Source organism: Massilia sp. FBCC-B171, assembly GCF_059134155.1.
Genome location: NZ_CP101443.1, coordinates 729,149 through 741,206, shown reverse-complemented (window position 1 = coordinate 741,206; position 12,058 = coordinate 729,149). Strand labels below are relative to the sequence as shown.

The following is a 12,058-nucleotide window of genomic DNA, read 5'->3' as shown; positions in this document are numbered from 1 at the left end:
AGATGCTCACATTCCAACAAATCATCCTGACCTTGCAATCCTACTGGGACAAGCAAGGTTGCGCCCTGCTCCAGCCTTACGACATGGAAGTGGGTGCCGGCACCTTCCACACTGGCACCTTCTTGCGCGCGATTGGCCCCGAGCCCTGGCGCGCCGCTTACGTGCAACCTTCGCGCCGTCCGAAGGATGGCCGCTATGGCGAGAATCCGAACCGCCTGCAGCACTATTACCAGTACCAGGTGGTCCTGAAGCCGGCGCCGGAAAACATCCTCGATCTGTATCTCGGTTCGCTCGAAGCGCTTGGCCTGGACCTGAAAAAGAACGACGTGCGTTTCGTGGAAGACGACTGGGAAAGCCCGACCCTGGGCGCCTGGGGCCTGGGCTGGGAAGTCTGGCTGAACGGCATGGAAGTGACGCAGTTCACCTATTTCCAGCAAGTCGGCGGGCTCGATTGCAAGCCGGTGCTGGGCGAAATCACCTACGGCATCGAGCGCCTGGCGATGTACCTGCAGGGCGTGGAAAACGTCTATGACCTGGTCTGGACCGAGTGGGAAGAGAATGGTGCGGCCGGCGAACCGGTGACGAAGAAGCTGTCGTATGGCGACGTCTTCCACCAAAATGAGGTGGAGCAGTCGACCTATAACTTCGAGCACGCGAACACGGAACTGCTGTTCCAGGCTTTTGCCAACCACGAGTCGGAGGCCAAGCGCCTGATCGAACTGGAACTGACCCTGCCCGCTTACGAGCAGATCATGAAGGCCTCGCACAGCTTCAACATGCTCGATGCCCGTGGCGCCATTTCGGTGACCGAACGCGCCGCCTACATCGGCCGCGTGCGCACGCTGTCGCGCCTGGTGGCCCAGGCCTATTACGACTCGCGCGAAAAGCTCGGCTTCCCAATGCTGGGCGCACCTGTGACCCAAGCCGCCGCCTGAGCATCCCGGACCAGACCAGAACAGAATCCCATGAATCAAACACTACTCGTCGAACTGCAGACCGAAGAACTGCCTCCGAAAGCGCTCGTCAAACTGGGCGCCGCCTTTGCCACCGGCATTGCCAACGGCCTGAAGGCGCGCGGCTTCCTCGATGAGGGCAGCGTCGTCACGCCTTACGCCACCCCGCGCCGCCTGGCGGTGTCGATCACGCAGGTGCGCGCTACCTCGCCCGACAAAAGCATCCGCGAAAAGGTGCTGCCGGTGTCGGTCGCCCTCGACAAGGACGGCAACCCGAGCGCACCGCTGGCCAAGAAGCTGGCCGCGATCGGTTTCCCTGACCTGGCCATCGCCGATCTCGAACGCGCCCAGGACGGCAAGGCCGAGAGCTTCTTCTACACCTATACCGCAGCGGGCAGCGCGCTGGCCGGCGGCCTGCAGGACGTGCTCACCGAGACGGTGGCCAAGCTGCCGATCCCGAAGCTGATGAGCTACCAGCGCCCCGACGCGACCACCGTGCAATTCGTGCGCCCGGTGCACCTGCTGCTGGCCCTGTTCGGCGAACAGGTGCTGCCCCTGACCCTGCTGGGCCTGGATGCCGGCCGCCAGACCATGGGCCACCGCTTCCTGTCGCACGGCCAGTCGATCGCCATCACGCATGCCGACCATTACGCCGCCGTCCTCGAGAACGAGGGCAAGGTGATCGCTGGAGCGGAGGCGCGCAAGGAAAGCATCCGCGCCCAGCTGCTGGAAAAAGCCGGCGCCGACCAGGTCCTGATGCCCGAGTCGCTGCTCGACGAAGTCGCGGCCCTGGTTGAATGGCCGGTCGTGTATGAATGCCGGTTCGAGGAAACCTTCCTCTCCGTGCCGCAGGAATGCCTGATCCTGACCATGCAGACGAACCAGAAGTATTTCGCGCTGACGGACAGCGAAGGCAAGCTGCGTTCGCGCTTCCTGATCGTCTCGAACATTGCCACCGACGACCCGCAGCACATCGTCGGCGGCAACGAGCGCGTCGTGCGCCCGCGCCTGTCGGACGCCAAATTCTTCTTCGAGCAGGACAAGAAGAAGACGCTCGAATCGCGCCTGCCGATGCTGTCCAATGTGGTCTACCACAACAAGCTGGGCACGCAGGCTGAACGCACCGAACGCGTCACGCAGCTGGCCGGCGCGATTGCCAAGCGCCTCGGCTACGACGTGGCGCTGGCCGAGCGCGGCGCCCGCCTGGCCAAGGCCGACCTGCTGACCGACATGGTCGGCGAGTTCCCCGAGCTGCAAGGCATCATGGGCACCTATTACGCGCGCCACGACGGCGAGCCGGATGAAGTCGCACTGGCCGCCTCCGAGCACTACCAGCCGCGCTTTGCCGGCGACAAGCTGCCGTCGACGAACACCGGTCTCGTGGTGGCACTGGCCGACAAGCTCGAAACCCTGGTCGGCATCTGGGCCATCGGCCTGCAGCCGACCGGCGAAAAGGATCCGTTCGCACTGCGCCGCCACGCCCTGGGCGTGATGCGCATGCTGGTGGAGAAACGCCTGCCGCTGTCGATCTCCGAACTACTGGGCGATGCTGCCGGCGTCTTCGCAGGCCAGGCTGCCTTCAAGGACCCGCGCGAAGAAGTCGGCGTCTTCATGCTGGAGCGCCTGCGCGGCATGCTGCGCGAGCGCGGCTTCACCCCGAACGAAGTGGAAGCGGTGCTGGCCCAGAACCCGGACCGCGTCGACGACGTGGTGCAGCGCCTGGAAGCGGTGCAGGCCTTTGCCGCACTGCCTGAGTCAAGCTCGCTGGCCGCGGCCAACAAGCGCATCACCAACATCCTCAAGAAGAACGAGGCGGCGATGCCGAAGGACGCCGCGATCAAGGCCGAGCTGCTGGTCGAGCCGGCCGAGGCCAAGCTGGCCACGAAGATGAAGCTGCTCGAATCCGACGTGGCGGGCGCCTTCGCCCAGGGCGATTTCTCCGGCGCCCTGCAAACGCTGGCGCAGATGCGCGACGAAGTCGATGCCTTCTTCAACGACGTGATGGTGATGGCCGAGGACGAGGCGCTGCGCAACAACCGCCTCGCTTTGTTATCCAGCCTGCACGGCATGATGAACCGCGTCGCCGACATTTCGAAGCTGGCGGCCTAAGGATTCACCATGAAGCTGATCATCCTCGACCGCGACGGGGTCATCAACCATGACTCGCCGGATTTCATCAAGAGCCCGGCCGAGTGGATTCCGATCCCCGGCTCGCTCGAGGCGATCGCACGCCTGAACCAGGCCGGCTACCGCGTCATCATCGCCTCGAACCAGTCCGGCATCGCGCGCGAACTGTTCGACATGCCGACCCTGAACGCGATCCACCAGAAGATGCACAACGCCGCCCAGCAGGTTGGCGCCGACATCGACGCGGTGTTCTTCTGCCCGCATGCGGCCGTCGACAACTGCGACTGCAGGAAGCCCAAGGCCGGCATGTTCGAGGAGATCAGCAAGCGTTTCAAGGTCAGCCTGAAGGGCGTGCCGACGGTCGGCGACTCGCTGCGCGACCTGCAGGCCGGCTATGTCAAAGGCTGCCTGCCCAACCTGGTCCTGACCGGCAAGGGCGAGAAAACCCAGGAGACCGGGGGCCTGCCGCCCGGTACCCAGGTCTTCCCCGACCTGGCGGCGATGGTCACGACGCTGCTCAAGGCGGCGCCGCGCACCAACGGCTGAATCACCAATCCATTACCCAATAAAGAGAGTCCTTCTTGCGCAACGTCGTCCCCTTCCTGCGATCCCTCCTGTTTACCGTCGTGATGGTGCTGGCCACCGTGGTCTGGGCCTGCGTCTGCTTCCTGGTCGCCCCGCTTCCGTACAACAAGCGCTTCTGGGTCACCTCGCGCTGGAACGTCTTCATCATCTGGTGCCTGAAGGTCATCTGCGGCATCCGCTACAAGTTCAAGGGCTATGAGAACCTGCCGGACGCGCCGGCGATCGTGCTCTCGAAACACCAGTCGGCCTGGGAGACCATCTTCCTGCTGCCGAACCTGATCCGCCCGCTGGTCTTCGTCTTCAAGAAGGAAATCCTGTACATCCCCTTCTTCGGCTGGGCGATGGCGCTGCTGCGCATGATTCCGATCGACCGCAGCGAAGGCAAGAACGCCTTTGCCCACGTGGTCCGCCACGGCAAGCGGCGCCTGGCCGATGGCCAGTGGATCATCATGTTCCCGGAGGGGACGCGCATCCCTGTTGGAAAAAAGGGAAAGTACAAGAGCGGTGGGGCACGTCTCGCTGTCGAAACCCAAGCCGTTGTCGTCCCGATCGCGCATAATTCAGGTGAGTGCTGGCCGAAGAATTCGTTCATCAAGCGGCCGGGACTCGTGACGGTCTCGATCGGCAAACCGATATCGCCAGAACACCACACCCCCGAGAGCCTGATGCAAGAGGTCGAAAATTGGATAGAATCAGAAATGCGCGTCATTTCGCCCCACGTCTACACCGATGGCTGAACGAAGTTGGCGGCCTGATCACAGCACCTCCATTGCATGAAATGAATTCCCCGAAGATCGCCGGGCCCCAACTCGATTTGTTCGCATCAGCCGCAAGCGCACCGGACCCGTTCCAGCGGGTGCTGGACGCACCCCTGACGCTGTCCGCCAAGCCGGTGCCGCCGCAGCCCCTGTTCAAGGCGCCGCCGGCCCCGCCGCGCATCAACCTGCCCTCCCCGCCACGCACCGCCGACGATCCGCCCCTGCGCCGCATCGTGCTGGGCCACTACGCCGTCGACTACGAACTGAAACGCTCGGCGCGCCGCTCGATCGGCTTCATGATCGACGACGACGGCCTGCACGTGACGGCGCCGCGGCGCGCCATCCTGCCCGACATCGACAACGCAATCCGCGCCAAGCAGCGCTGGATCCTGACCAAGCTGCACGAACGCGGCGAACGGCGCGCAAAACGCGCCGAGCGCGCGCCGCTGGTCTGGGAAGACGGCGCGCGCCTGCCCTATTTGGGCGGCGAGATCACCTTGCGCCTGCAGCCGGCGGCGCGCAGCCATTGCGTATTCGATTCCGAGGCGCGCGAACTGAATGTGGGCGTGACGCCGGGCCTGTCCGAGTGGCAGGTGAAGGAGCGCGTCAAGATCTGGTTCCAGGCCGAGGCAAAGCGTTTGTTTACCGAGCGCCTCGACTTCTACGCGCCGCAGCTGGCCGTGCGCTACAGCGCCCTGACCCTGTCCTCGGCCGGCACGCGCTGGGGTTCATGCACGGTGGGCGGCAGCATCCGCCTGAACTGGCGCCTGGTGCACTACGCGCTGCCGCTGGTCGATTATGTGGTCGTGCACGAACTGGCGCACCTGCGCGAGATGAACCACAGCCCGCAGTTCTGGGCGGTCGTCGGTGAGGTGTATGCGGATTACGATGGGGCGCGCCTGGAGTTGCGGCGCAGGTCGCATGAGATGCCGGTGTTGTTTACCGATTGATCGGTTGATCGGCTGAATTGAAGCTGGTTGAACGCGTGGGCGGGGGACCCGCCCACGCTACATCCCTTCGTTGACGTGTACCTATGACCCGTAGGGTGGGCGGGTTTCCGCGGGGCCGCCGAGGCCCACGCGTTCAGCGAACGCCCGCGCTCCTGAAACGCCTGCCACTAGGCGTTCTAGTTCAGCAAATGATCCCGCCTCGCCTCCGCCAGCCCGCGCATCGCGCCGCGCTGCGCTTCGTTCAAACAGCGATATGGAATCGGCAGCGTCCCGCGCTTCAACACCATCATGAAGCCGCGCGAATAGGTGCGCACGGCCATCACGTCGGCCCAGTTAATGAGCGTTACGCCGCCGCTGGTGCGCACGATGCCGTGTTCGTCGATGGTGAATTCGTAGGTGCGGCGACCGCGCCCGAGCATCACGAAATTGAAGGCCGCGCTGGCGGTGCTCTTGACGCGCAGGTAGAGACTGGCCGGCCAGGCGACGCGGCGGCGGCGGATCAGGAAGCCGCCGTGCTGCCACATGAAGGCGGTGTACTCGCGCAGCGAATAGCGCACAAAGAAATGCAGGTCGCCCAGCGCCGTACCGAGCGCCGGCAAAGCAGACGCTTTGGACGCACCATAGAAACCGTCATTGGCGCCGTCAGCTGCGCCATGCGCCATCATGGCCATCGGCTTGCCGCTGCCGCCCGGCTCCGGGTGATTTAATGACGACATGCGCGCCCCCTTTTTTCTACCGAACTCAAAAAACAATGGTAACAAAACCTAATGGAATTCCCGTTGCAGGAGTTCAACAGTGCGCAGGGTCGCGCCACGATGGCGGCTTGCAAATTCCGCCGCATTGCTACCCATTTTCGTGCGCTCATGCGCGTCGCATAAAAGCCGCACGGCTTGCGCCAGCAGGCTGTCGGCGTCCGCCGCGCGCAGGGCCGCACCAGCCGCGACCGCTTCCTCGGTGGCGTCGAGGAAGTTGAACGTGTGCTCGCCGACGAGTACCGGTTTGCCCAGCGCGCAGGCCTCGATCAAATTCTGCCCGCCCAGCGGCAGCAGGCTGCCGCCGATGAAGGCGCAGTCGCAGGCCGCGTAATAGGCGAACATCTCGCCCATCGAGTCACCGAGCAGGACGTCGGCGTCGACCGCACCGTCGCCGATCGCGGAACGGCGCTGGACCGACAGGCCGCGTGCGGGCACCAGTTGCTCGACTTCGCCGAAACGCTGCGGGTGGCGCGGCACGATCGCCAGCAGCATGCCGGCCGGCCGGTTTTCCAGGCGCGTGTAGGCGTCCAGGATCAGCGCCTCTTCGCCTTCGCGCGTGCTGGCGCACAGCAGCACCGGGCGCTGTGCAAAATGCGCGCGCAGCCAGGCGCCGGTATCGAGCGCCGCCTGGGGCGGCACGACGTCGAACTTGATGCTGCCGGTCACGGCCACCTTGGGCGCGCCGAGCGAGCGGATGCGCTCGGCATCGAGTTCGGTCTGGGCAGCGACCGTCGTGATCGCGCGCGCCGCGCCCGACATCAGGGTGCCGAAACGCTGGCCGCGGCGCAGCGAGCGCTCCGACAGGCGCGCGTTCACCAACGCCACCGGCACCTGTTGCGCGGCGCAGCCGGCGATCAGGTTGGGCCAGACTTCGGTCTCCATCAGGATGCAGATGCGCGGCGCGAAATGGCGCAGGAAGCGGCGCACCATGAAGCCGGTGTCGTAGGGAAGATAAGACTGGATCACGCGCTCGCCGTGCTGCGCGAACAGCGCGCGCCCGGTGGCGCGGCCGGTGGGCGTCATGTGGGTCAGGAGCACGCGGCTGTCGGGCCATTGAGCCAGCAGCGCTTCGACCAGCGGCTCGGCGGCGCGCGTCTCGCCCACCGAGACGGCGTGCACCATGAAGGTCCTGCGCGCGGGGAGCGGCGCGCCGTACAGGCCGAGGCGTTCGCCCAGGTGCGCGCGATAGCCCGGCTCCTTGCGCCCGCGCCACCACAGGCGCGCCAGCACCAGCGGCAGCGCCAGCCACCACAGGAAAGAGTACAGCGGGCGGTTCATCGCGCGCCCAGCAGGCGCCGCGCGGCGGCGATCACCTCGCCGCTCGATGGCGGCACGCCCTTGTCGCCGAGGTTGACGATGCAGGGCGACCAGTTGCCCTCGGTCTTCCACTTCGGCGAATCGGCATAGATCTCCACGGTCGGCCGGTAGAAGGCCGCCGCGATATGGGTCAGGCCGGTGTCGACGCCAATGGCCAGCGCGGCCTGCTGTGCCAGGGTCACGGCGTCCATCATCGACAGTTTGGGCAGCACGCGCGCGTTCGGCAGCTGCGCGGCCAAGGCCTCGGCTTCGCGTTTTTCGGCCTCGGAGCCCCAGGGCAGCAGGACCGGCATCGGCGCCAGTGCCAGCCCGGTGGCGATCCAGTTGGCGCTCGCCCACTTCTTGGCGTCGCGTGCGGTGCCGTGGAAGAAGACGGCGTAGTCCTCGGCCGGCAGCCAGTCGGGGCGCTGCGCGGCCGCTGGCGGCGGCAGGCCGAAATCGGGGGCCGTGTCGACCGGATAGCCGAGCGCCGCGCCCGCCACCAGGCGCCCGCGTGCAACGGCGTGGGTACGCGGGTCGAGCGGAATGCTCTCGGTATGGAACAGGCGCGAGATGCCTTCGTAGCCGGAACCCTCGCTGCCGTTGGCCAGTCCCACCTTGCGCCCGCCGCGCTTGACGCGTGCGCCGCCCATGACGATCCCGGTTTTCAGGAGGCCCTGGGTGTCGAAGACGAAGTCGTATTCTTCTTCGCGCAGGGTGCGCAAGAAGGCCTTGATCTCGGCGCGCACACTCGGGTTACGCAAACCTTTGCGCCAGCGCCGCAGCGCGAACGGAATGATTTTGCGAACCCTGGAATTCAGGCGCACCAGGCTGACATAGCCCTCTTCGACCACCCAGTCGATCGTCGCCTGCGGATGGTGGCGCAGGATGTCGGCCACCATCGGCAGGTTGTGCAGGACGTCGCCCAGGGACGACACCCGCACCAGCAGGATCTTCACACCGGCCCCGCGTCAGAACGGCAGCTTGGCGTCCGGCTTGGCGGCCAGGATCACGCTGCGGAACTCGTCCTGGATGCGTGCCAGCGCTTCCGGCGTCTCGCCCTCGAAACGCAGCACCACGACCGGGGTCGTGTTCGAGGAGCGGGCCAGGCCGAAGCCGTCCGGGTACTCGACGCGCAGGCCGTCGATGTCGTTGATCTTCTCGGAGCTCGGGAAGGTGGCATCGGTGCGCAGCTTGTCGATCAGGGCGAAGTTCTCGCCTTCGTTCAGGTGCAGGTGCAGTTCCGGGGTGCTGATCGCCATCGGCAGCGCGTTCAGCAATGCCGACGGGTCGTCCGTTCTGGTCAACAGCTCGAGCATGCGCGCGCCCGAATACAGGCCGTCGTCGAAGCCGTACCAGCGGTCCTTGAAGAAGATGTGGCCGCTCATTTCGCCGCCCAGCGGGGCGCCGGTTTCGCGCAGCTTGGCTTTCACCAGCGAGTGGCCGGTCTTGTACATCAGCGGACGGCCGCCGTGCTGCTCGATGTAGGGCGCCAGGTGGCGCGTGCATTTGACGTCATACAGGATCTCGGCGCCCGGGTTGCGCGACAACACATCGGCCGCGAACAGCATCATCTGACGGTCCGGATAAATGATCTGGCCGTCCTTGGTGACGATGCCGAGGCGGTCGCCGTCGCCGTCAAAGGCCAGGCCGATCTCGGCGTCGCTCGTTTGCAGCGCGCGGATCAGGTCCTGCAGGTTTTCAGGGTGTGCCGGGTCCGGGTGGTGGTTCGGGAAGTGGCCGTCGACTTCGCAGAACAGTTCGACGACTTCGCAACCCATGCCGCGGTACAGGTCGCCCGCGAAGGCGCCGGCCACGCCATTGCCGCAGTCGACCGCGATCTTGATCGGGCGCGCTACCTTGACGTCGCCAATGATGCGCTCGAGGTAGGCCGCGCGGATGTCGTGGGTGCTGTAGCTGCCGGGCGCGGCGGCGCTGCTGCCGTCGTGCGCCTGGATGCTGTCGTACAGCGCGGTGATCGCTTCGCCGTGGATCGCTTCGCTGGCGAGCACCATCTTGAAGCCGTTGTAGTCCGGCGGGTTGTGGCTGCCGGTGACCATGATGCCCGAGCGCGTGCCTTCGAGGACATTGGTGGCGAAGTAGACCATGGGGGTGGCGACCATGCCGAGGTCGATGACGTCGACGCCGGCGGCCTGCAAGCCTTCGGCCAGCGCGGCGGTCAGCGCAGGACCCGACAGGCGGCCATCGCGGCCGATCACGACCTTGCGCTCACCCTTGGCCAGCGACGCCTGGCCGAACGCCTGGCCGATCGAGCGTGCCACGCCTTCGTCGAGGGTGCTGCCGATGACGCCGCGGATGTCATACGCCTTGAAAATCGTTTTTGAAAGAGCAACCATGTTCTACCTTGAAAAGTCGGGCGCCGTCGTGCTCGGCCCACTCCGCCAATACGGAGGGCGGCAAACGCCAATGATAAGAGGATGACAAAACAGAGGGTATTGTAGCGGCAAGCGCGGCCAATGGGTAATCCCACTGGCCGGCTGGAGAGTTACCAGCGAGCGCTAGTAACGTGAAACGATTCGCACTTCAGCTTCTCGATGTTCTAAAAGCGGAACAGAGTTAGCTTAACGGGACCTCGAGAAACCGTAGCGAGCGGAAGAAATGTTGGCCGAGGAGCGGAGCTGTACGACTGTACAGCGAGCACCGCAGGCCGACAGTTCGACGCGCAGTAGGTTTATCGAGGTTCCAATCACACGCGCAGCTTGTCCAGGGATTTTCCGCCTTCAACCCATTCCTTGACCCACTTAGGCTGACGGCCGCGACCGGTCCACTGCTGCGACGAATTGTCCGGGTGGCGATAACGCACTGCGACCGAACCGGTTTTGGTTCCGCGTGCCGGCGTATTGATCAGGTCTTTCAGCGGAACGCCAACCTTTTGAGCGATAGCCAGGATCTGCTCGCGTGCCTGCTGCACTTCCTGATGCTCACGCTGTTTCATTTCCTGCTTGATTTGTTCCTGCAGGTTGCGCAAATCGCCAACCGACATATTTGACAGATCCATCATCGTTCCTCAAAAGTTGGGTTAATCCAATTCAGGTGAATTCTCACCAAATGTCGCAATATACTACATTGGCAATTTATTGCCAGTCCTTCTTGCGCCAAATCAGCCATCTAGGGGACTTGAATCGAACAATACGCGCATACAACCACAGGTAGCTGATAACGAACAATAAACAGAATACTATCAAGACGATTGTATTCTGCCAGAACAATGTAGCAGGGATGACTGCCATCAGTGAAAAGAGCCACAAATAAGGCGAAGTGCGCGCATTACGCTGGAGCAGCGCACGTGCTTCTTTTTTCCCTACGGTCCACCTGACAATACGCCTGAAAATAAGGCTGTGCAAGTGAATACCGTCGGGTACCGCCGGCGATTTCCCGCGCACAAACATGCGCCGATAAGCTGAAAAAATCGTTTCGAATGCAGGATAAATGAGCAGCAGTGCCGCGTACCAGGTCGACACTTCCGGATTGCGCATGACCAGCAGCAGGGCCAGTTCGCCGAGCATGAATCCGATGAAATAGGCACCACCGTCGCCGAGGAAAATCAGGCCTACCGGATAATTCCAGATCAGGAAGCCGGCCGTTGCACCGGCCACCATCAGGGCGGTAATGAGGATGAACATGTCGTCTACCTGCAACGCCACATAGGCCAATGACAACAGCATGCAGATCGTGACCATGCTTGCCAGTCCATTGAAGCCGTCGATGATATTCACGGCGTTCGCGATTCCCGCCACCGCCAATACCGTCAGCGGCAATGCAAGCCAGCCGGACGCGAGGATGACGAGGCTGAACGGCAGGTCGATGCGCTGGATTTTTGCGTCGAGCAGCCAATACGCGAGCGCAGCACCGGCCATTGTCAGCAATAAGCGGCGCGATGGCCGCACCGCGCCCGTATAGTCCTCGAGCACGCCGCCGATAAAGGCGACAAATGCGCACAGCAGCAATAGGGGCAGCAATTCCAGCAGCGCCGGCTGGCGCCAGATCGAGATGGCTGCGGCAAATACCACCGACAGATAGATCGGCAAGCCGCCTATGCGCGCTACCAGGTATGTGTGCGCGCGCTGGACGCCTTTGAAGTCGGTATCGAGCGCCGGTCCATGCAGTTTCGCCTGCTTGATCACGAGCAGGGTCAGCAGGGCCGAACAGACGAAGCTGACAAAGAATGAAAACATGGATATCCCGCGGTGTCATGGCGCGACGGGCGGCCGCCCCCCAGGCATACTGCGGCGGCGCTGGAGGATGCACGTCAACATGCTTGCAATGAGGCCAGGAGCGTCAAGACCTCGAATCTATTCTAACCGGATAACGGCCCTGTTCCCGGGCACGCCAGTTTACCGCATGGGCAGTGTTGGAAATTGCGCCAGATCGCGTGCGGCGGCGTATCGAAAATGCGATTCGATCGGCAAGGCTGCGCACTAAAAAGTTGCACGGCAAATTGAGCCGTGCTCGCCCGTCAATTGCCGGAAACGGAATAAGTCCTGTCCGGCCAGGATAATCAACGGTCCGCTATTGCGCCGGCACCGGCGAGGCCGGCCGTCCCCGACGGACAACGGCCCCGGGCAAAATCATTTAGTATGCCCTCCAAAGCACACTATCCGATCGCACAGCTG

Annotated in this window: 11 protein-coding genes; 5 read left to right on the top strand and 6 right to left on the bottom strand. The window is 63.9% G+C overall.

All coding sequences use genetic code 11. The features are described 5' to 3' along the window. Positions 1-2 precede the first annotated feature (2 nt). The 5 genes from glyQ (at position 3) to NMB41_RS03465 (ending at position 5,373) form a co-directional block, all read left to right on the top strand. On the top strand, positions 3-935 hold the full coding sequence (gene glyQ, locus NMB41_RS03485; protein ID WP_494381095.1) for a glycine--tRNA ligase subunit alpha: 933 nt from the start codon (positions 3-5) through the stop codon (positions 933-935). A 30-nt stretch (positions 936-965) separates the two neighbouring features. Further along, positions 966-3,062, top strand: a complete 2,097-nt coding sequence (glyS, locus tag NMB41_RS03480; RefSeq protein ID WP_494381094.1) for a glycine--tRNA ligase subunit beta — start codon at positions 966-968, stop codon at positions 3,060-3,062. Between the two features lie 9 nt (positions 3,063-3,071). Further along, entirely contained in the window at positions 3,072-3,626 is a 555-nt protein-coding gene (gene gmhB, locus NMB41_RS03475; RefSeq protein ID WP_494381093.1) for a D-glycero-beta-D-manno-heptose 1,7-bisphosphate 7-phosphatase, read from the top strand. An 83-nt stretch (positions 3,627-3,709) separates the two neighbouring features. Further along, positions 3,710-4,402 carry a lysophospholipid acyltransferase family protein gene (locus NMB41_RS03470; protein WP_494382930.1) on the top strand — a complete coding sequence of 231 codons (693 nt, stop codon included), beginning with the start codon at positions 3,710-3,712 and terminating at the stop codon, positions 4,400-4,402. Between the two features lie 41 nt (positions 4,403-4,443). Continuing rightward, positions 4,444-5,373 (top strand): M48 family metallopeptidase, encoded by a 930-nt coding sequence (locus NMB41_RS03465; protein WP_494381092.1) that lies wholly within the window; start codon positions 4,444-4,446, stop codon positions 5,371-5,373. 176 nt (positions 5,374-5,549) lie between these two features. On the opposite strand, the gene NMB41_RS03460 is transcribed toward NMB41_RS03465, so the two are convergent. The 6 genes from NMB41_RS03460 to NMB41_RS03435 form a co-directional block, all read right to left on the bottom strand. Then, positions 5,550-6,089, bottom strand: coding sequence for a YcxB family protein (locus NMB41_RS03460; protein WP_494381091.1), 540 nt, complete (start codon positions 6,087-6,089; stop codon positions 5,550-5,552). Positions 6,090-6,137: 48 nt separating this feature from the next. Then, entirely contained in the window at positions 6,138-7,406 is a 1,269-nt protein-coding gene (waaA, locus tag NMB41_RS03455) for a lipid IV(A) 3-deoxy-D-manno-octulosonic acid transferase (protein WP_494381090.1), read from the bottom strand. Then, complete coding sequence (gene waaC / locus NMB41_RS03450; RefSeq protein WP_494381089.1) at positions 7,403-8,383, bottom strand: lipopolysaccharide heptosyltransferase I; 981 nt, start codon at positions 8,381-8,383, stop codon at positions 7,403-7,405. Before waaC ends, waaA begins: the two co-directional genes overlap by 4 nt. Positions 8,384-8,395: 12 nt before the next feature. Continuing rightward, positions 8,396-9,781, bottom strand: a complete 1,386-nt coding sequence (locus NMB41_RS03445; RefSeq protein WP_494381088.1) for a phosphomannomutase/phosphoglucomutase — start codon at positions 9,779-9,781, stop codon at positions 8,396-8,398. Between the two features lie 350 nt (positions 9,782-10,131). Continuing rightward, the gene (locus NMB41_RS03440; RefSeq protein WP_056343802.1) at positions 10,132-10,443 is read right to left on the bottom strand and encodes an H-NS histone family protein; all 312 of its coding nucleotides are present in this window, start codon (positions 10,441-10,443) and stop codon (positions 10,132-10,134) included. A 76-nt stretch (positions 10,444-10,519) separates the two neighbouring features. Beyond that, on the bottom strand, positions 10,520-11,620 hold the full coding sequence (locus NMB41_RS03435) for an MraY family glycosyltransferase (protein ID WP_494381087.1): 1,101 nt from the start codon (positions 11,618-11,620) through the stop codon (positions 10,520-10,522). Positions 11,621-12,058 lie beyond the last annotated feature (438 nt).

Coding starts and splice junctions, on each gene's coding strand:
- glyQ (WP_494381095.1), top strand. CDS start 3: ATGCTCACATTCCAACAAATCATCCTGACCTTGCAATCCTACTGGGAC.
- glyS (WP_494381094.1), top strand. CDS start 966: ATGAATCAAACACTACTCGTCGAACTGCAGACCGAAGAACTGCCTCCG.
- gmhB (WP_494381093.1), top strand. CDS start 3,072: ATGAAGCTGATCATCCTCGACCGCGACGGGGTCATCAACCATGACTCG.
- NMB41_RS03470 (WP_494382930.1), top strand. CDS start 3,710: ATGGTGCTGGCCACCGTGGTCTGGGCCTGCGTCTGCTTCCTGGTCGCC.
- NMB41_RS03465 (WP_494381092.1), top strand. CDS start 4,444: ATGAATTCCCCGAAGATCGCCGGGCCCCAACTCGATTTGTTCGCATCA.
- NMB41_RS03460 (WP_494381091.1), bottom strand. CDS start 6,089: ATGTCGTCATTAAATCACCCGGAGCCGGGCGGCAGCGGCAAGCCGATG.
- waaA (WP_494381090.1), bottom strand. CDS start 7,406: ATGAACCGCCCGCTGTACTCTTTCCTGTGGTGGCTGGCGCTGCCGCTG.
- NMB41_RS03445 (WP_494381088.1), bottom strand. CDS start 9,781: ATGGTTGCTCTTTCAAAAACGATTTTCAAGGCGTATGACATCCGCGGC.
- NMB41_RS03440 (WP_056343802.1), bottom strand. CDS start 10,443: ATGGATCTGTCAAATATGTCGGTTGGCGATTTGCGCAACCTGCAGGAA.
- NMB41_RS03435 (WP_494381087.1), bottom strand. CDS start 11,620: ATGTTTTCATTCTTTGTCAGCTTCGTCTGTTCGGCCCTGCTGACCCTG.